Genomic DNA, 18007 nt, shown 5'->3' with positions numbered 1-18007 from the left:
AAGGCCGAGCTGAACTGAGAGGCCGCAAGGCCGAGCTGAACTCAAGGCGGCCCGGTCCCGCTGGCTGCTCAGATCGCCCCCGGCGCCAGGAACTGTCCGGTGACCGAGTACGTCCCGGCCGCGGCGTCCACACCGGCGAGTTCGATGCGGATCGCCAATCGGTACCGGTCGATTTCCCGGTCGGTCATCCAGATGTCGACCGCTTCGCGTTCGTAGGGTTCCAGCGCACCGCGCTGCATCGCCTGTGCGCGAACGGATTCGAACGTCTGCTGCCCGATCTCGTCGAAGGCGAAAGTCTGCCCTCCGCCGAAATACGAATCGTCGGTGACCTCGGGCAACTCGCCGGGGACGATGACGATCTGGCCGGCACGGTCGGCGGTCCGGAATTCGAGCAGCACACCGCCGTTGGTCTGAATTTCACTCGGGTGCGCAATCGGGGTGGCCCGGTGGGTGCCGCGGATCTCGAAGTTGGTCAGCACCGGGTCCGACGGCGAGATCCCGGCGAGCGCCAACGCATCCCGTGCCTTCTGGAAGGACACGGCAAAATCGGCCGGATCGAAGATCTCGCCGACGGTGCCGTCCGGGAGCGCATCGACCGTCTTGCTGCCGAAGCGGCCACTCAGGATCAACGGGGCGCCCGGTCCGGAGCGCTTGATCTCCAGGGACTCCAGATCGTCGAGCCGGCCCGCCGATTGGAGCTGCCGGGCCATCGTGTCGACGATCGCGGTCAGATCGCTGGAGGCGATGTCGGCGGCCAGGAAGGTGCTGTCCTTGCGCCGAACCTGCGGGGAGGGCGTGGTGAAGGCGTCCCCGCCGTTGTTGACGTAGACGGTTGTCGTATCGCCGTTGGTCGGGTCGAGCACGGTGCCGTAATCCGACCCGCTGCCCGTGAACCGGAGACTGAGCAGGTTGTTGGGCGCCGCGGGCCCGAATTTCTCGGCGATCGCCCGGATCATGCCGTCCCGGCGGGCGTTGAGGTTCATGCTCTTGCCCCGGGGCGCGTCGGCGGCCCGCGCCGGCGCTGCGGTGGGCCGGTCGAACGAGATGTGCCAGGCGTCGCCGACGCCGAACAGCACCAGCAGCGCCACCAGGCCGGTGACTGCCGGATAGAGCGCCGCCCACCGGCCGGGGTGTTCGCCGAACGCGGGCGGGCGGTTGATCTCGCGCGGCGGCAACCGGTCGGATGTTATTGCGGTGTCCGGGTTTTCGTTCAGCGACCGGAAGTCGGCCCGTGACATCGACGCGATCCAACGGGTTTGGTACTCGGTGTCGTGTGGCGGGCTGACCGTCGCGCTCACCAGCGTCGGCTGCAGGTCCTCGTCGCCGCGGCTGCTGCGGGTGAGCGCGTCGATACGGACCGGCACCGACAGCTCACCCGGCGCGGGGACGAATGCGTCGAGCTCGGCGACCCGCGACGGCCGGGGCACCATCACAAGACCCACCACGATCAGCGGCACCGACACGAACAGCGCAAGCCACCAGGCGTTGTAGGCGCCCACGCCGATACCCAGGGCGATGACGGCACCGGCGGCACCGGCCTGGCCGACCCGTGCCGCGCGTCGCATCACGCCATCCCCCTGTTCGCCGTTTCGCGTGATGATAGGCGATCACCGGTCTGCGCCCGGCTAGTGCACTTTCGCGATGATCGTTTCGGCGAACTGCTCGATGGGACCACGGAATCGATCGGTCCCGGTGGCGCCGTTGGGCGAGGACAGCCACGGCGCACACATCACCGCGGTGATACCGAGGTCCTCGGCCCGCTTGTACAGATCGGGCGTCGGCGGATCCAGCAGCGCCAGGATGATGTCGAAAGGCTCACGCTCGCGCCCGTATTCGCGGCGCAGCTCGGCCAGCCGGGTGGTGTAGCGGGTGGCGTCCTCGAGGGTGTAGGCGTAACCGATCCAGCCGTCACACGACCGGACCGCCCGCCGCAGCGCCGCCTCGGATTCACCGCCGCACAGGATCGGCACCGGCGCGGGCGGGTGGGGCTCGATCATCATCTCGGGAACCTGGTAATAGCGCCCCGCGTAGGAAACCCAGCCGCCACGCCACAGCTCCCGCAGCGCCGGAATCATCTCGTCGAGCCGCTTGCCGCGGGTGTCGAAATCCTGGCCCATCAGCTCGAATTCCTCCCGCATCCACCCGACGCCGACGCCGAGGGACACCCGCCCGCCCGAGATCACCGCGGCCGTGGCGACCTGTTTGGCGACCTCCAGCAGCGGCCGTGCCGGCGCCACGTACACAGCGTTGGAGAACCGCAGCCGACGGGTGAGCGCAGCCATCGCGCCGATCAGCACCCACGAGTCGGGCCAGGCAGTCTCCGGCGCCCACGGGGGCTTGCCCGTCGGCGAGTCCGGGTACGGCGAGGACAGCTCGCGCGGATAGATCATGTGATCCGAACAGACCATGCCGTGGTAGCCGGCCTCGTCGAGCAATGGTGCCACCACCAGCGCGTCGGTGGTGTCCATGAACGCCGTGCCACTCCAGAACTGCATCGACCAACCCTTCTGTGTTCCGCTGATGTCCGGTAGCCCCCGGGGCGGCATACGACAAAGCGTCGTATGCCAGAATGTGCACAAGCCAGCCTGAAGCCAGTTCGATTCTGAGGAGCAACCTGTGGCCAACACCGAGGTGGAGCGACACAGCGGCGTCGACGTCGAGGACGTGCCGTCCGCGGCATGGGGCTGGTCCTACATGAGCCCCAGGCTGATCCAGATCGGCGGCCTGTTGTCCGCGGCCTTCCTGTTGGTCATGTTGCGCGGCAACCACGTCGGTCACGTCGAGGACTGGTTCCTCATCTCGTTCGCCGTCCTCATCGTGCTGGCCGTGGGCCGCGACTGGTGGCTGCGCCGCCGCGGCTGGATCCGCTAGCCGCATCTGTTGCATGCCGGCCCTACAACCGGGCCGGCATCTCGATGGCGGTGTCCGCCGATCGCATCGGACGGATCAGCCCTTCCTGGGCGAATGAGGCCAACAGGTCGCCATCCTCGGTGTGCACCTGACCGCGCACGTAGGACATCCCCTGCGCGGCCGCCGTGCTCTCGTGGCCGTAGAGCAACCAACCGTCCCATTCCACGGCTTCGTGAAAACTGACCGCTGTCGACATCAGCGCCGTCGTCAGGGTCGCATGCGCCTGTGCCGTCCCGACCCCGCGATGCGGTCGCATCGTGGTCGAGATGCCCAGTTGCCCGGTGAAATAGCACACCAGTGCCTTGGCGAGATCGTCACGCTCGGGAATCGGGTCACAGCGCAGCCAGGCGTAGAGCTCAGGCGGTCCCACTTCGTCGGGATTGTTGACGTCGACGACGTCGACCAGGCGCAGCTCGTGTCCGGTCATGGCCGCCGCCGCTGGGTGCGCGTCCGCGGGGGTCTCGACGTCGGGCCGCAGCGCGTGGTGGGCGATCACCTCGCCGCCGGGAATGTCGGCGAGGACCGTCACGGTGGCGCACAGCCGCGCGTCCTGGGCCACGGACACCACCGCGGTAGCCGTCGATCGGCCCTCGTGCACGACCTGCACCGACAATTCCACGGTCGAGTCGACCTCGACCGGTTTGGTGAACACCGCGTGCGCCGAACGAATCGTCTTGTCCGGGAATCGCTTTGCCGCCGCCACGATCGCCTGCCCCAGCGCCTGGGTGCCTTTGGCCACCGTTCTGCCATCGGTTCCGACCGGGCCGGTGACGCCGCTGAACCGGTTCGCTCCGGCCGGGGTCACGTCGAACACCTCGAGCAGTCCGGCCACCGACGCCTGTGCTGCCATCAACACACCGGCACCAGGCCGGAGTCGAGCAGACCTCCGGTCCGTCCGTACCGGAACATGGTCTCGGCTCCCCCGGCCGTCCGGGGCTCTCCGAGGACCGCCAACGCATGCGCCTTGAAGGCCAGCGCGGCGGTGCTCGGACGGTACTGCAGCCGGTGCACCGGCCCGGTGAGGTCGTCCGGACGGGGCCGGCCGTACAAGAACACGTCGCCGAATGTGCGCACCGCCGGCTCGCCGGCGGTGAAGCAGTCCACGCTGATCGCCGTCATCGTGGCCACTGCCGGGTCCACCGACGACAGCGCGTCGGAGGCAACGCGTCTCACACCGAGGATGCCCAGCGCCCGGCGCTCGGCGGTATCAGCGCCGTCAGCGCCGGCGTCGGTGACGACATTGACCCGCCAGCCCGCCATCGCCCGGTCGAACAGCCATCCGCCGATATCCGAAACCATGGCGCCGACGTCTGTGGCCATCACGGTGAGCTCATAGTGCAGCGCCTGCTCGGGGCGCACCCGCGGCCGGGCGCCCGAAAGGGTGACCGGCGGATTACCGCCTGCCGGCACCTCGGACATCTGCGCGGACATTCCTGGCTGTGAGGACATAGGGCATCCAATCCGGATCCAGAGGCCTATCGGCCGGTACGTCTCGAGGTGTTGTTGCGGTATGGTCCGCCTCACCCAACAGCGTGACATTCCCAAGAGAATCTGTAAAGCTTCTATCTGGACACGCCGATCGCCCGCGCAACCGGCGGTCAGTTGGTGCAGCAGAACCGCTTGCGCCGGCCGATCAGCCAAATTGGAGGTACTGCAATGAGTCTCGTCGCGGGACGTGGTCCGTTGAGTACACAATCGGCCGGTTGGTTCACCCCTCCGCTGGCCGGCGCCACGGTTTACATCGAGCCGCACCCGCGACGCATTCAGGCGTTCCGCGACGATACGGTCGTGCTCGACACCGAGCGCGCCCTGATGGTGCACCGGGCCGGCCATCCGCTGAGTTACGCATTCCCCGACGATGTGGTCGGTGACCTCCCGCACGAGCCGGTGCCCGAGGCGACCGGATATGTCGCGGTGCCGTGGGACGCGGTCGAGGCCTGGTTCGAAGAGGGCCGGCGGCTGGTGCACTACCCGCCGAACCCGTATCACCGCGTCGACTGCCGGCCGACCCGCCGCGGCCTGCGGGTGAGCGTCGCGGACACCGTGCTGGTCGACACCGACGAGACCGTGATCGTCTTCGAGACGTCGCTGGATCCGCGCCTCTACGTCGACCCGGCACAAGTCCGGACCGATCTGCTGCAGCCCAGCCAGACCACGTCGTACTGCAACTACAAGGGCACCGCCAGCTACTGGACGGTAGTCATCGGGGACACGGTGATCAGCGACGTGGCCTGGAGCTACCCTGACACCCCACCGGAGTCCCGGCCGATCCAGGGGCTGCTGAGCTTCGATGCGACCCGCCTGGACGTGCTCGCCGAGCTCCCCGCAGCCGCGATGGCGGCGGCCTGCGGGTGCGACGTGTGACCGACGAAACCTGCAACAGCGACGAAAGTGAACACCCTTGGGCATCGTGACCACCAGCTCCGAGACGGCCTTCAGCCAGTCCGCCGAGGAGATCTACGACTTCGTCACCAACCCGGCGAATTGGGTCAAGACCTACCCTGGCAGCGCCCACATCGGCGGGCTGCCGGAACGATTGCCGCTGCAGGTCGGTGACACCTGGACGGAGGCCGGGCCCGACGGGACGCAGATCTACACCTGGCACCTGGCGATTGCGATGCGGCCGCGGATGTGGGTGTTCAACTCGGTGGGCCGGCTCGGGCACGACGCCGACGGCAACGGCGGCATGGACGGCCGTATCACCGTGCAGTACCAGTTCACCCGTCCGGGCAACGACATCACCCTGTTCAGCCGGACGATGACGATCGAGGCCTACAAGGATTCCCCGCTGCCCGATGCGCTGTTCCGGGTGGTCAATCCGGCGAACATCGACAAGTACCACGCTGCGGTGGCGCGCGAACTGGCGCTCGACTGAGCTTCGCGAATCAACCAGCACTGAGCTCTGCGAATCAACCAGCCCTGAGCTTTGCGAGTCAGGCGACCGCGGCGCCGCCCTCGAAGTCATCGGACAGCGCGGCCGCCAGCTCCAGGATGCGACGACGGAACCGCGGCCGCAGCAGGTCGAACTGGATTTCGGTGCCCGCTGCGATGTGCTTGTCCCATGGCAGCACGAACACCCGGCCCGGAGCCACGTGTTTCTGGAACTGGTGCACCAACTCGCCGGTGTTGACATTGGGTTTGCCCGGCCCGACGTGGTTGACCACGACGCACGAGCGGCTCAGCAGTTCCTGGTAACCGTTGTGCCGCAACCAGTCCATGGTCATCGCGGCCTGGCGGGCACCGTCGATCGAGGCACTGGCCACGATGACCGCCCCCGACACGGTGGCCAGGACACCGCGGGCGGCCGGGGCGAACATGTCGGCCGCACAATCGGCCAGGACCAGGTTGTAGTGCTTGGACACCGCAGCCGTGGCGGAGTTCCAGTCCGCTTCGTTGAAGGCCCGGGCGGCGCGGCTGTAGTCGTCGCCGGACAGCACCTCCAGCTTGGACTCGTTCATGCTGGTGTAGGACCGGACGTCGTTGTAGCGCGACAGGTCGTTGGCAGCCAGCAGATCGCTCACCGTGGCCGCGGACTGCCGGCCCACCCGATCGGCCAGGTTGCCACTGGCCGGGTCGGCGTCGACAGCAAGAATCCGATCGCCGCGCACCGCGCTCAGCACCGATCCGAGCGCCACGGTCACCGCGGTCTTACCCACGCCGCCTTTCAGGCCGAACACCCCGATCTGGTGGGATTCCCGCGCCGTGCGGCGCACCCGCGCGTACAGGTCCAGCTCATAGAGCTCATCCCGCGACAGCCCCAGGTTGAGCCGGGTGGTCACGTAGACCGCGCGTCGCCAGCCGCGCCGCGGCTGCATCTTGACCAGGGAGCGCACCCCGACGCGGGCAAGGTTGTCGACGGCGCGGGCCTCGTCGGGGTTGGCGGGGGCGACGGGCTGCTCCAGGATCCAGTTTCCGGCGGTGGACGAACCGCCGGCCGGGGGCGGGGTGGAGTTTCCCGGCACGACGGGGAGCTTGGTGGTGATCTCGGCTTCGCGGGGAGTGGCGAAATTCGAGGTCAGAACGATCGGCGGGGCCGACACCCTGGCGTCTCCGTGCCGGGCCCGCCCGGAGGGCAGCGCCGCCACCGGCCCGCCCAGCAGGGCGTCAAGCCCGCCGTACGCCAGCGGCTCCCTGGCGTGCTTGGGATCTCCCGAGTACATGAGCCGGTCGTCGTCGGCCGACATGGATACCTCTCAATCGCTTACTCGCTCCCCGCGCGAGATCCGTTTGCAGCAGATCTGCATTATTGCCCACAACATGGAGGACAACCACCCGCCGAGGTGGCCGGCTACCGAATCAACCATGCAGCGCGCGCCGCAGCGCGGCCCCTTGCAGCGCGAACAGCTGCCGGCTGACCTCCCACTCCGGAAGCAGCGAATCAAAGCCGTGGCAGGTCCCGGGAAACAGATGCAGTTCGGCGGAAACCCCGTCGGCCAGCAGGCGGCGGGCGTAGTCGAGCGCCTCATCGCGCAGCGGATCGAGCTCCGAGCAGGTGATCAGCGCGGGCGCCACACCGGTCAACGCCGCGGCCCGAGCCGGCACCGCCGACTCCGGTACCGCCGGCCCGCCCAGGTGCCGCCACATCGCCACGGTGGCCGGTCCGTCGAAACCGGGCGTGTCGACGAACTCCTGTTTGGAACCGGTGGGCCGATCGTCGAGTACCGGCTGGTGCAGCGCCTGGAACAGCACCGGCGGCGCGGCCCCCGCGGCGGCACGCTGGGCCAGCAGTGCGGCCACCGCACCGCCGGCGCTGCTGCCCGCCACGGCGATCCGGTCCGCATCGATGTCGAGGTCACCCGCCAGCGTGGCCGCCCAGTTCAGCACCACCATCGCGTCGTCGAACCCGGCCGGAAAGGGATGTTCGGGGGCCAGCCGGTAGTCCATCGAGATCACCGTGCAGCGGGCGCGTCGTGCCAACTCCACGCACTGGAGTTGGTCGGTGTCGAGGTTCCCCAGGACGAAGGCGCCGGAGTGGCAGTAGACCACTGCCGGTGACGGCGAGGGACCGGCGCGATAGATGCGCACCCCGATGGTGCGTCGGCCGAGGGCGACCCGGGCTCCGACGATCTCCACCCCCGGGGTGTCGAGGGTCTGCGCGGCCTCACGGCGGCGCTGGTCCAGCGACGAGCGCACCACACCCAATTGGTCGGCGCTCAGGTCGGTACGTGCTTGGGCGAACGCACGCAGCGCCGGGTCGAGACGGTCCGTCCAGGACACCGGTCAGCCGTCCGTCCGATCGGCGGCCGCGGTGAGGCGCGCCGGGTGGTCGGCCGACGGGGAGAACACGTAGTCGGCCGGCCGGAAGCGGCGGGTCATCGTCCAGAACGCGCGGGCACTGCGCGGCCACTGGGTGACCACCCGCCCACTCGGGGCCCGGAAGTAACTGCTGCACCGGGTCAGCCAGACCGTGCCCTGCATCCACCGGTCGATGTCGGCGAGGAACGCGGCCATCGCGCTGGGACGCACCGATAGGTACGACTTACGTTTGCGCCGAAGGTATTTCATGGCCCGCACGATGTAGCGGGCCTGCGCCTCGAGGATGAAGATGACGCTGTTGGATCCGACGTTGGTGTTGGGACCGTAGAGCATGAAGAAGTTCGGGAAGCCGGGCACTGCCATGCCCAGATAGGCGAACGCCCCCTCGCTCCAGGTGTCGTGCAGGTCGACGCCCCCCTCGCCGATCACCTCGATCTGCCCCAGATAGTCGGCGGCGGCATAGCCGGTGGCGCACACCACCACGTCGACGTCGAGCTCCCGCCCGTCCGCGGTGACCAGTGACCGGGCCCGCAGCGCGCGGGCCGGACTGGACACCACCTCGACGTTGGGCCGGGTCAGCGACTCGATGAAGTCCGGCGAGAACACCAACCGCTTGCAGCCCAACGGATGGTCCGGGGTGAGCTGAGCCCGCAATTCCTGGTCGGCCACGGTGGATTCGAGGAGGTTGAGCGCAGTGGCCTTGAACTCCTGGGTCTTGTCGCTGCCGTTCTCGATGACGGCGATGTTGGACTCGCTGCGCAGCCACAGCCGGGTGCGGTAGATCTTCTTGGCGAACGGTACGTGGGCGAAGAGCCAGCGTTCACGCTCGGTGTAGGGCCGGTCTGGTTTCGGCAGCACCCACGTCGCCGAACGCTGCACCGAGTAGACCTTCTCGGCCACCTTGGCGAGCTCTGGAACAACTTGGGAGGCAGTCGATCCGGTGCCGAGAACTGCCACCTTGGCGCCGTCGAGGGCGACGTCGTGATCCCAGTTGGCGGTGTGCATGAGGGTGCCGGTGAACGGTTCCTCGGCGACCAGCTCCGGCTGCAGCGGCTGGGTGAACAGGCCGATCGCCGACACCACGATGTCGAAGCGGTGCTGCGCACCGGCCGCGGTGGTCAGCACCCAGCTGTTGGTGTCACCGTCCCAGCGCGCCGCGGTGATCTCGGTGTTCAGTCGCAGGTGCGGGCCCAGCCGGTAGCGCTCGGCGCACCGCTCGAAGTATTCGAGGATCTCCGGCTGCCCGGCCCACATCCGGCTCCAGTCGGGGTTGAGATCGAACGAGTAGGAGTACAGATGTGATTTCACATCGCAGGCCAGACCCGGATACGTGTTGATCCGCCACGTCCCGCCGACGCCATCTTCACGATCGAAGATGGTGAAGTCGTCGAAACCGGCCTTTCTCAAGAAGATTCCGAGGGCCAGGCCGCCGGGGCCGGCGCCGATGATCCCTACCGAAAGTTTTGACGATGTAGATGTGGACACCTGAATCATCCGATCTGCAGACATTGGCCGCCGTCGACGAGCAGTTCCGCCCCGGTGATGAACGACGCCTGATCCGACAGCAGGAACGCCACGGCGTCGGCGATCTCGGTCGGCTGTCCCAGCCGGCCCAGGGTGGCCCGCTCCGCCAGCCGGACCTGAGTGGTCTCGTCGAGCATCGGGGTCTGCACCGGTCCGGGGAACACCGCATTGACCCGGATCCCGTCGCGCCCCAGCTCCGCGGCAGCCACCTGGGTGAACCCGCGCAACGCCCATTTCGACGAGCCGTAGGCCGCGTGGTGGGGAAACGGCCGGACGGCGCCGGTGCTGCAGGTGTTCACCACGGCAGCGCCGTCGGCTGCCCGCAGCGCAGCCAGGGCGGCCTGCAATCCGAGGAACGGGCCCAGGCAGTTCACCCGCCACGCCGCCTCGAACCCCGCCGGGGTTTCCTCGGCGATCGAAGCCCGGTGCAGCACACCGGCATTGTTCACCAGGGCGGTCAGCCCACCGAACCGCTCGACGGTGGCCGTCACCGCGGCCTGCCACTGCTCGGCCGAGGTGACATCCAAACCGACAGCGAGCACCTGGTCACCGAATTCTGTGGTGCTGGACTCCAACTCGTCGATCAGCAGGTCGGCTGCGGTCACCCGGTAGCCGTCGGTCACCAGACGACGCACGATGGCCGCGCCCTGACCGCGGGCCGCACCGGTCACCAGGGCAACCCGGTCGGTGGCACTCACTGATATCCCCTTTGCTCATGCTCATCGTGGGTCTTCCCGACGGCTTCGTTGAGATGCTCGGCGGCACCGCGGCGCAACGCCTGCGATTCCGAGGCGAGCGTGATCATCTGGAAGCCCAAGTCGGCGACGGTCTTTCCGAGTTTCCCAGCTCCGGCGTGGATCCCGGTGACCAGGCCGGCGGCCTGCGCGGTGGTCTGGATCGCCACCATCGCCGCCCGCACCTCGGGGTGGGTCCAGGCGTCAGCCAGCCGGTATCCCATCGAGATGGCCAGGTCTGCCGGTCCGACATAAATCCCGGTGAGCCCGGGCACCGCACAGATCTCGTCCGCGGCGGCCAGTCCCCGGGCCGTTTCGATCATCGCGAACACGCTGACTCGGGCTTCCAACTCGGCGGTGTCCTGGCCCAAACTGGCGCGTAGCGGTCCGAAGCTGCGTACCCCGGCCGGGGCGTATCTGGTGGCGGCGACCGCCGCACCGGCCTGCTCGGCCGATTCGACCATGGCGATGATCACCGCGTCGGCTCCCGCGTCGAGCACCCGCCCGATCGGCGCCGGGTCGGCCGAGGGCAACCGGACCGCGGTGGCGATCGGCACGTGTTCGAGCCGGCGCAGCAGCAGCGCCACGTCGGCGTCGTCGAGATAGCCGTGCTGCACGTCGAATCCGACGTACTGATAACCCGCGGCGGCGAACTCCTCGGGGCCCAGGATCGTCGGGCCGACCACCCAGCCACCCCACACCTGGGGATTGGCCGCCAGCGCCTCCTGCAATCTGCTGGGGCTCATCGGGTGATCGCGATCTTGACGCGTTCGGGTACCGGGCGGCAGGCCAGCTCGAACGCGGCCTGCACCGCACCGGTGTCGAAGGTGTGCGTCACGTAGCCGGGCAGTAGGTCGGGATGCTCGCGCGCGAACTGATCGGCACGCTGCAGTACGCGTTGACGGTCCAGGGTGACACCGGATTTCAAGGTGAGGTTGTTACGCAACATGGTCCGCATACTGATCGGATAGCTGTCGTCGTCGGGTACACCGAAATAGAACACCGTCCCGCCGAACGCCGTGGCCTCCAACGCATGGTTGAGGGTGGCGACCTGATGTCCGACGGCTTCGATCACGATATCGGGTTTGCCGTCGGCGTCCAGGTGTCTGACCCAGCGGTCACTGGTGGCCCGGACCGCGTCGTCGACCCCGAATCGCTCGGCGATCGCCGAGCGATCCACCGGGTCCACCCCGGTGACCCGGGAGGCACCCAAAGCCTTTGCCACATAGGAGAACAGCAGGCCGATCGAGCCCTGGCCGATCACCGCGACGTGGCGGCCGGTGACCTCGGGCAGCTGTTCGGCGGCGTAGAGCACACAGGCCAGCGGCTGCAGCCCGACCGCGAGTTCCGGGGTGAGCCCAGGGTCGTACGCCACCAGGCCGGCGCCGTCGGCGACCACCCGGCCCATCAGGCCGTCGAAGCCCGAGGCCCAACCCACCACCCGCTCCCCCGGCCGGTGATCGGGATGCCGACTGGCCAGCACCTCGCCGACGATCTCGTGGATGGGGAAGCCGGTCATCTCGGCTGCGCAGCAGCCGGTGTCCCCGGGCAGTTTGCCCTGGGTTCCCTTGAAGCCGGGAAGGTCACTGCCACAGATTCCGGCCGCCAGGAAATCGAGCAGCACCTGACCCTGCGCCAGCGATTCCGCCGATGGTTCCGAAACGTCTTGCCGTTCAAAGCTATACGGTGCGACGAGCCGATAGGACCACACGTCAGACCTCCACCGGGATGTTGTTCCAGCCCCACTGAAAGCTTGACGGCGGCCGGGATGCCGCGGCTTCGTCGATGCGGTACTCGGGCACGCGCTTGAGGAACTCCTGAATCATGATGGTGATCTCGAGGCGGGCCACGTGCACGCCGAGGCAGAAGTGCTGTCCATGGCCGAACGACAGCAAGCGGTCGATGGGCCGGTTCCACACGAAATCGTCCGGATTGTCGTACTCCCGTTCGTCCCGGGCAGCTGAGGCCAACAGCGTGATGACGCGTTGACCGGGATGGATGGTGGTGCCGTGAATGGTGTAGGGCCGGCGCACCGTTCGGGCGAACCACTGCGCCGGCGCGCTGTACCGGATGATCTCTTCGCGGGCGACCGGTACGTTGGCGTCGAGATCGGCACGCACCGCGGCCAATTGGTCGGGGTGTCGCAACAATTGCCACAGCCCGGTCGCGGTGATCTTCGGCACGGTTTCGGTACCACCGATGAACACCCCGAGCATCTGCACGGCGGCTTCCATGTCGTTCAACGCCGACCCGTCGGGCAGCCGGTATTCGATCAGGCTGTCGGCGATCGGCACGCTGCCGTCGTGCCCCTCGGCCCGGCGGCGTTCGATGATCGGGGTGAGATAGGACAGGTAACCGGGCCGGGCGTTGCCGACTTCGACTCCCTCCCCCGGCTGCGCCAAACTGCCGGCGTTCACCGTGGCCAGTACGTCCGGCGCGAGATCGACCGGCAGGCCGACGAAATCGCAGACCATCGACGCCGCGACGATCCCTCCGTAGTCCTGCGTGAGGTCGAACGAACCGCGCGGGAGCAACTCGTCGAGCCGCTCGTTGGCCAGGGTCCGGATCCGGTCGGCCAGCTTGGGCACCGTGCGGATGCGGAACTGCGAGGACGTGCACTTGCGTACGTTCTCGTAGATCGGCGAGTCGAAGTTGGCGTGAAAAGGCATGGGGTGCAACGGAGGATCGGGCACTGCGCCGTCATTACGCTGCGCCAGCACGTTCGCCGCCGGCAGGGTGCCCTCGGATGCGACGAACGTTCCGTCGTTGACGCCGAGCACGTTCCAGATGTCGTCGAACCGGGACAATGCGTAGGTGTCCCACTTCTCGATGTAGTACACCGGGTGTTCGTCGCGCAGGATCCGGTAGTACGGCAGCGGGTCGGCCATCACGTCCGGATCGAACGGATCGTAGGTGAAATTCTGCTGCACGGGCTGTTTCGTCGAGTTCATGACCGCCTCTACTTCAGCGGTGACGGCGGCAAGGCCGACAGAATCGAATCCTCCCAGCCGTCGCGAAGCGCGGGGGCCACACTCATCCAGGTGACGATCTCCGCGGGCGGGTCGCCCTTCCATGACGGGTAATGGTTCTCGAAGCAGTCCCAGTCGTCGTCGAGCGCCCAGTAATGGATCACCTCGTTGAACCGGAACGTGGTGATGAACGAGCCCAGCCAGCGTTTGCCGGTGCTCTCCGACCAGGGCACATACAACCGCTCCAGCTCACGGATGTAGTCGTCCTGACGGCCGGGCTTGGTCTCCATGATCTCCTGGATCACCAGGCCGGCCCGGAATCCGGACTCCTGCAACTGCGCCAGCGTCCTGTTGTACTTGCCGGCGTACATGATTCGGCCCTCACCGCGGGCCCCGAGCTCGGACAGGTAGGCCGCCCACTGCAGTGCCGGCTTCTCGTGGCTGCCGCCCGCGGCCTGAGCCTTGCCGATCCGGGCATAGTCGGCGAATGCGTCGATCTCCCAGATGATCGTCACCTGCGGCCAGTGACCGTTGTAGGGCGTGGTCTCCCACACCGCGAACAGTCGGGCGCCCAGGTCCTCCATCATCGGCTGATAGACCTCGCCGAAAACCTCGGTGAAATTATCGGTCCGCCCCGAGCCCAGATCGATGGTCTCGTGCAGATATAGCAGGGTGTGGCCGTAGTACTTCTTCATCTACTGCGCTCCGGTGGTTGACAGTGACACACTGCGAGCGTGACACTTGAGCCGTGTTTTGTAAAGGCAGGGGGATATGACCGCGGGAACTGACGAGGCCGGGACAACCGAACTGGCACACGGCTTCTGTTTCGGTGAGGGCCCACGCTGGTTCGAAGGTCTGCTGTGGTTCTCCGACATGCTGGGCGAGGCCGTGCACACGGTCACCCTGTCGGGTGCGATGACGACCCTGCCTGTGCCCGGACATTCACCGTCCGGGTTGGGTTTTCGGCCCGACGGCACCCTGCTGATCGTCTCCACCCAGCGCCGCCAGGTGCTGCGCTACGACGGCGACACGGTCGCGCTGCTGGCCGACCTCAGCCATCTGGTCCCCGCGGACCTCGGTGACATGGTGATCGACGAGCACGGTCGCGCCTACGTGGGATCCCAAGCCCGCAGCGGCGGCGTGATCGTGCGTCTCGATCCCGATGCCGAACCTGTGGTGGTTGCCGACGGTCTGGACTTTCCCAACGGCATGGCGATCACCCCCGATGGCACCACTCTGATCGTCGCGGAGTCCACCGCACGCCGGCTCACCGCGTTCACCCTGTCCCCCGACGGCACGCTGACCGACCGGCGGGTGTTCGTCGACGGACTCGACGGCCCACCCGACGGCATCGCGATCGACGCCGAGGTCGGGGTGTGGGCGGCACTGACCCTGGCCCAGCAGTTTCAGCGCATCGCCCCCGACGGTTCCGAGATCACCCATCGCCTCGACACCGGCGGGCGGATGGCGATCGCGCCCGCGCTGGGCGGTAGCGAGGGACGCACCCTGTTCCTGGTCACCACCACCGACGCCTATCCGGAACGGTTGATCGGGACCAAGCTGTCACGGATCGACACCCGCCTGGTCGACACCCCGGCACCGGGCGAGCACGCCACCCACCATCACCACCACTGACAGGTAGACATGTCTGACTCGTATTACGAGCTGATCGATGAGCACGACGCGATCGGTGAGAAGTTTGCTGCCACCGATATGGCGCGCGGCACCTGGTCGGCAGCGATCCAGCATGGTGCGCCGGTGTCGGCGCTGTTGGTGCGCGCCCTGGAACGCTGTGAGCAGCGCGCCGACACCCGGTTGAGCCGGGTGGCCATCGATCTGATGGGCGGTGTGCCGTCCGAGGGCGACCTGTGGGTGCGTGCGCAGGTGGAACGGCCGGGCAAGCAGATCGAACTGATCAGCGCCGAGATGCTCGCACCCGGACCCGACGGTGCGCCAAGGGTGGTGGCCCGGGCCGGCGGGTGGCGGATGCTGCAGCTGGACACCAGTGCCGTCGCGCATACCGGCGTCGAGCCGCTGCCGCCACTGGAGCAGGCGCGCAGCCGCGACATGGCCAAGAACTGGGAACCCAACTATGTGCACAGCCTGGATTGGCGGTGGCTGACCGTGCCGCAGGCACCGGGCCCCGGTGAGTCCTGGCTGAAGCCGACGGTCGATCTGGTCAAGGACGAGTCGATGACGCCGCTGCAGCGGTTGTTCACGGTCGCCGATGACGCCAACGGCATCGGGTCGAAGATCGACATCCGCAAGTGGACGTTCCTCAACACCGACCTGGTGGTGCACGTCCACCGGGTGCCCGACGGGGAGTGGATCGGGATCCGCGCCGAGACCAATTACGGCCCCGACGGTATCGCCACCACCGTGGGGACGTTGTTCGATCAGGCCGGTGCGGTGGGCGCGATCCAGCAGGCGGTGCTGGTGCGGCCCCGCCCACCGAAAGCCTGATACGCCGAGCAGACACTTCGGTACCCGCGCGGGGCCATTTTCGGGTACCTACCTGTCTGCTCGCCGCAGGTGTGCGGGGGTCAACTCGGCAACGCCCGCCACCCCCATCAGGGTCAATGTGGACCGGATCTCGGCGGCCAGGATGTCGAGCACCGCGCTCACTCCCGCGCCACCGGCCACTGCCAGCCCGTAGAGGTAGGGCCGGCCGATCATCACCGCATCAGCGCCCAATGCCAGCGCGGTGACCACGTCGGTGCCGCACCGCACGCCGCTGTCCAGCAGCACCGTGGCGCGCCCGCCGATCGCGTCGGCGATGTCGGGCAGCGCGTCAATCGATGCACGCACGCCATTGAGTTGGCGCCCACCGTGATTGGACACCACCACCCCGGTCGCGCCCAATTCGACCGCGCGTAGCGCGTCCTCGGGTTCCAGCACGCCTTTGACCACGAACGGGCCGTCCCAGCGTTCCCGCAGCGCCGCCACGTCGGGCCAACTCAAGTCTGGCCGGATCCGGCGGTTCTGGATGCTGACGGATTCCACCGCGCCTTTCGCGCCCGCGGTGTGGGTCAGGCTGCGCATCGTCATGCGCTGTTGCCGCAGCAGCCCATACCACCAGCGCGGCCGGATCGCGGCGTCGGCGATACGGCGCGGGGTGAGGATCGGCGGATGTCCCATTCCGGTGCGCCGTTCCCCGGTGCGGTTGCCCTGCACCGGAACATCGACCGTCACCACCAGGGTGCGGTACCCGGCATCGCGAGCCCGGCCGAGCATCGAGTCGGAGAACGCGCCGTCACCCCAGGGATACAGCTGGAACCAGTGGTCCTCGGCGGTTCCGGCCGCCACCTCCTCGATGGAGTACGACGAGGCCGTCGATAATGTGAGCCGGGTGCCGGCCCGCTCGGCCGCCTGCGCGGCGGCCAACTCACCCGACCAGTGCGCCAGGCCGGTGAGACCGGTGGGCGCCAGCAGCACCGGCAACTCCAGACGCTGGCCGTCGATCGTCACGCCCAGCTCCGCGCCCGGGTATCCGGCCAGGACCCGTTGGCGCAGCTGCCAATTGGCGAAGGCTGCGCGGTTGTTCCGCACCGTGCGCTCGTCTTCGGCGCCGCCGTCGAGATAGGCCCACACCATGGTGGGCAGCGCCCGGCGGGCCGCGCGACGGTGGTCGTCGATGCTGACCAGCGGCACCGGGGTGCGCAGCCGGTACTGGAATGCCGGGCTCATTTGATCGCGATGGGGGTGACCGGTGATCCGACCGCATTGGCGATGTGCAGCGGCGGCGCCACGAACAGGAAACTCCACACCCCGTCGGCGGCGCACTCGCCGGCCAGGGCGTCGAGATCGAGGATCTCCGCCAGCGGCATGCCCATGTCGCGGATCAGTACGCAGTGCAGCGGCAGTGTCTCCCCCGTCTCACTGGGGATCACCTCGATGGCCCAGTTGTCGCTCCCCACTGCGGCAACCGAGCGGTCCCGCAGCCAGCGCGCACAGTCGATGCCCAGGCCCGGCTCGGTGGACATCCAGTCCTCGCGTCCCTGCGCCAGCAGCCGGCCCCGCCACCCGGTACGCACCAGCAGGAAGTCGGCTTCGCCGACGGTGACGCCCTGGGCTCGTTCGGCAGCTTCCAGGTCGTCCGGTGTGATGGCGGTGCCACCCTCGAGCCAGTCCACCCCGTGCAGCCGGGCGATGTCGAGCAGCACGCCGCGACCGGCAATGCGATCGGTGAAGGCGTCGACGGCCAATTGCCGGGCCCCGGCCCGGGTACCGACCTGGTCGGTGGGATAGCCGTTGTAGAGCTTGTCGTCGTAGGCGACGTGGGACAGTGCGTCCCACTGGGTGCCCGACTGCAGCGGCATGATGATCCAGTCGTCGGCGACCTGCAGCCCGTGCGGTTCCCAGTCGCCGGGCTGCATCGACATCAGGTGCACCGGGTTGAGCCGGCCGCCGATCCCGCTCTGCGGGCCGTCCTTGCCGACGGGGATGCTGAGCTGAAACACCTTGCCCGAGCGCACCTCGCGGGCGGCCGCCTGTACGTGCTGCGGTGTGACGAGGTTGAGGGTGCCGATCTGGTCGTCGGGCCCCCACCGGCCCCAGTTGGACAGTTCGCGCCCCAGGTCTTTGAAACTCACGCTTTACAGAATGGCACAACAT

General features: G+C 68.0%; 19 protein-coding genes. 5 read left to right on the top strand and 14 right to left on the bottom strand.

Going from position 1 to position 18007, the window contains the following annotated elements; translation table 11 throughout:
• Positions 1-68: 68 nt before the first annotated feature.
• Together FR943_RS11855 and FR943_RS11850 are read right to left on the bottom strand one after the other, a co-directional pair.
• Positions 69-1565, bottom strand: coding sequence for a hypothetical protein (locus FR943_RS11855; RefSeq protein ID WP_217157186.1), 1497 nt, complete (start codon positions 1563-1565; stop codon positions 69-71).
• Between the two features lie 60 nt (positions 1566-1625).
• The gene (locus tag FR943_RS11850) at positions 1626-2495 is read right to left on the bottom strand and encodes a TIGR03619 family F420-dependent LLM class oxidoreductase (RefSeq protein WP_217157184.1); all 870 of its coding nucleotides are present in this window, start codon (positions 2493-2495) and stop codon (positions 1626-1628) included.
• Positions 2496-2616: 121 nt separating this feature from the next.
• Between FR943_RS11850 and FR943_RS11845 the strand changes: the two genes are divergently transcribed.
• On the top strand, positions 2617-2871 hold the full coding sequence (locus tag FR943_RS11845) for a DUF2631 domain-containing protein (RefSeq protein WP_217157182.1): 255 nt from the start codon (positions 2617-2619) through the stop codon (positions 2869-2871).
• A gap of 22 nt (positions 2872-2893) precedes the next feature.
• Here FR943_RS11845 and FR943_RS11840 read toward each other — a convergent pair whose 3' ends face one another.
• Together FR943_RS11840 and FR943_RS11835 are read right to left on the bottom strand one after the other, a co-directional pair.
• Positions 2894-3760, bottom strand: coding sequence for an acyl-CoA thioesterase (locus FR943_RS11840; RefSeq protein ID WP_217157180.1), 867 nt, complete (start codon positions 3758-3760; stop codon positions 2894-2896).
• Positions 3760-4359: a hypothetical protein gene (locus tag FR943_RS11835; protein WP_217157178.1), complete on the bottom strand. Its 600-nt coding sequence runs from the start codon at positions 4357-4359 to the stop codon at positions 3760-3762. Before FR943_RS11835 ends, FR943_RS11840 begins: the two co-directional genes overlap by 1 nt.
• 207 nt (positions 4360-4566) lie before the next feature.
• Here FR943_RS11835 and FR943_RS11830 point away from each other — a divergent pair, with 207 nt between their 5' ends.
• Positions 4567-5274, top strand: coding sequence for a DUF427 domain-containing protein (locus tag FR943_RS11830; protein WP_217157176.1), 708 nt, complete (start codon positions 4567-4569; stop codon positions 5272-5274).
• A gap of 37 nt (positions 5275-5311) precedes the next feature.
• Complete coding sequence (locus FR943_RS11825) at positions 5312-5785, top strand: SRPBCC family protein (RefSeq protein ID WP_217157174.1); 474 nt, start codon at positions 5312-5314, stop codon at positions 5783-5785.
• Positions 5786-5843: 58 nt separating this feature from the next.
• Here the strand turns inward: FR943_RS11825 and FR943_RS11820 are convergent, their stop codons facing one another.
• The 8 genes from FR943_RS11820 to FR943_RS11785 all read right to left on the bottom strand — a co-directional run bounded on the left by FR943_RS11820 (position 5844) and on the right by FR943_RS11785 (position 14088).
• Positions 5844-7094, bottom strand: coding sequence for a MinD/ParA family ATP-binding protein (locus FR943_RS11820; RefSeq protein ID WP_217157172.1), 1251 nt, complete (start codon positions 7092-7094; stop codon positions 5844-5846).
• Positions 7095-7206: 112 nt separating this feature from the next.
• A complete protein-coding gene (locus FR943_RS11815) occupies positions 7207-8127 on the bottom strand; it encodes an alpha/beta hydrolase (RefSeq protein WP_217157170.1) in 921 nt (306 codons plus the stop codon).
• Positions 8128-8130: 3 nt separating this feature from the next.
• Complete coding sequence (locus tag FR943_RS11810; protein WP_372448113.1) at positions 8131-9675, bottom strand: flavin-containing monooxygenase; 1545 nt, start codon at positions 9673-9675, stop codon at positions 8131-8133.
• The gene (locus FR943_RS11805; protein ID WP_217157160.1) at positions 9657-10388 is read right to left on the bottom strand and encodes an SDR family NAD(P)-dependent oxidoreductase; all 732 of its coding nucleotides are present in this window, start codon (positions 10386-10388) and stop codon (positions 9657-9659) included. Before FR943_RS11805 ends, FR943_RS11810 begins: the two co-directional genes overlap by 19 nt.
• A complete protein-coding gene (locus tag FR943_RS11800; protein ID WP_217157158.1) occupies positions 10385-11170 on the bottom strand; it encodes an HpcH/HpaI aldolase family protein in 786 nt (261 codons plus the stop codon). The genes FR943_RS11805 and FR943_RS11800 overlap by 4 nt, the downstream gene beginning before the upstream one ends.
• Positions 11167-12135 (bottom strand): zinc-binding dehydrogenase, encoded by a 969-nt coding sequence (locus FR943_RS11795; protein ID WP_217157156.1) that lies wholly within the window; start codon positions 12133-12135, stop codon positions 11167-11169. Before FR943_RS11795 ends, FR943_RS11800 begins: the two co-directional genes overlap by 4 nt.
• Before the next feature lies 1 nt (position 12136).
• A complete protein-coding gene (locus FR943_RS11790) occupies positions 12137-13375 on the bottom strand; it encodes a cytochrome P450 (RefSeq protein WP_217157154.1) in 1239 nt (412 codons plus the stop codon).
• 8 nt (positions 13376-13383) lie between these two features.
• Positions 13384-14088 carry an NIPSNAP family protein gene (locus tag FR943_RS11785; RefSeq protein ID WP_217157152.1) on the bottom strand — a complete coding sequence of 235 codons (705 nt, stop codon included), beginning with the start codon at positions 14086-14088 and terminating at the stop codon, positions 13384-13386.
• Positions 14089-14164: 76 nt separating this feature from the next.
• Between FR943_RS11785 and FR943_RS11780 the strand changes: the two genes are divergently transcribed.
• Together FR943_RS11780 and FR943_RS11775 are read left to right on the top strand one after the other, a co-directional pair.
• Complete coding sequence (locus FR943_RS11780) at positions 14165-15028, top strand: SMP-30/gluconolactonase/LRE family protein (protein ID WP_217157150.1); 864 nt, start codon at positions 14165-14167, stop codon at positions 15026-15028.
• A gap of 9 nt (positions 15029-15037) precedes the next feature.
• A complete protein-coding gene (locus tag FR943_RS11775; RefSeq protein ID WP_217157148.1) occupies positions 15038-15856 on the top strand; it encodes a thioesterase family protein in 819 nt (272 codons plus the stop codon).
• Positions 15857-15904: 48 nt separating this feature from the next.
• Here the strand turns inward: FR943_RS11775 and FR943_RS11770 are convergent, their stop codons facing one another.
• Both FR943_RS11770 and FR943_RS11765 read right to left on the bottom strand, forming a co-directional pair.
• Positions 15905-17080, bottom strand: coding sequence for an alpha-hydroxy acid oxidase (locus tag FR943_RS11770; RefSeq protein WP_217157146.1), 1176 nt, complete (start codon positions 17078-17080; stop codon positions 15905-15907).
• Positions 17077-17985, bottom strand: a complete 909-nt coding sequence (locus FR943_RS11765) for a cyclase family protein (RefSeq protein ID WP_217157144.1) — start codon at positions 17983-17985, stop codon at positions 17077-17079. Before FR943_RS11765 ends, FR943_RS11770 begins: the two co-directional genes overlap by 4 nt.
• Positions 17986-18007: the final 22 nt, after the last annotated feature.

Source organism: [Mycobacterium] fortunisiensis (genome assembly GCF_019050325.1).
GTDB classification, from domain to species: Bacteria; Actinomycetota; Actinomycetes; order Mycobacteriales; family Mycobacteriaceae; genus Mycobacterium; species Mycobacterium fortunisiensis.
The sequence above is the reverse complement of the archived record's forward strand: the minus strand, read 5'-3'. Positions and strand labels throughout refer to the sequence as shown.

What these genes read in the sequence shown, in the direction of transcription:
- FR943_RS11855 (WP_217157186.1), bottom strand. Translation starts at nt 1,565, where the DNA reads ATGCGACGCGCGGCACGGGTCGGCCAGGCCGGTGCCGCCGGTGCCGTC.
- FR943_RS11850 (WP_217157184.1), bottom strand. Translation starts at nt 2,495, where the DNA reads ATGCAGTTCTGGAGTGGCACGGCGTTCATGGACACCACCGACGCGCTG.
- FR943_RS11840 (WP_217157180.1), bottom strand. Translation starts at nt 3,760, where the DNA reads ATGGCAGCACAGGCGTCGGTGGCCGGACTGCTCGAGGTGTTCGACGTG.
- FR943_RS11835 (WP_217157178.1), bottom strand. Translation starts at nt 4,359, where the DNA reads ATGTCCTCACAGCCAGGAATGTCCGCGCAGATGTCCGAGGTGCCGGCA.
- FR943_RS11830 (WP_217157176.1), top strand. Translation starts at nt 4,567, where the DNA reads ATGAGTCTCGTCGCGGGACGTGGTCCGTTGAGTACACAATCGGCCGGT.
- FR943_RS11820 (WP_217157172.1), bottom strand. Translation starts at nt 7,094, where the DNA reads ATGTCGGCCGACGACGACCGGCTCATGTACTCGGGAGATCCCAAGCAC.
- FR943_RS11810 (WP_372448113.1), bottom strand. Translation starts at nt 9,675, where the DNA reads ATGTCTGCAGATCGGATGATTCAGGTGTCCACATCTACATCGTCAAAA.
- FR943_RS11800 (WP_217157158.1), bottom strand. Translation starts at nt 11,170, where the DNA reads ATGAGCCCCAGCAGATTGCAGGAGGCGCTGGCGGCCAATCCCCAGGTG.
- FR943_RS11790 (WP_217157154.1), bottom strand. Translation starts at nt 13,375, where the DNA reads ATGAACTCGACGAAACAGCCCGTGCAGCAGAATTTCACCTACGATCCG.
- FR943_RS11785 (WP_217157152.1), bottom strand. Translation starts at nt 14,088, where the DNA reads ATGAAGAAGTACTACGGCCACACCCTGCTATATCTGCACGAGACCATC.
- FR943_RS11780 (WP_217157150.1), top strand. Translation starts at nt 14,165, where the DNA reads ATGACCGCGGGAACTGACGAGGCCGGGACAACCGAACTGGCACACGGC.
- FR943_RS11775 (WP_217157148.1), top strand. Translation starts at nt 15,038, where the DNA reads ATGTCTGACTCGTATTACGAGCTGATCGATGAGCACGACGCGATCGGT.
- FR943_RS11770 (WP_217157146.1), bottom strand. Translation starts at nt 17,080, where the DNA reads ATGAGCCCGGCATTCCAGTACCGGCTGCGCACCCCGGTGCCGCTGGTC.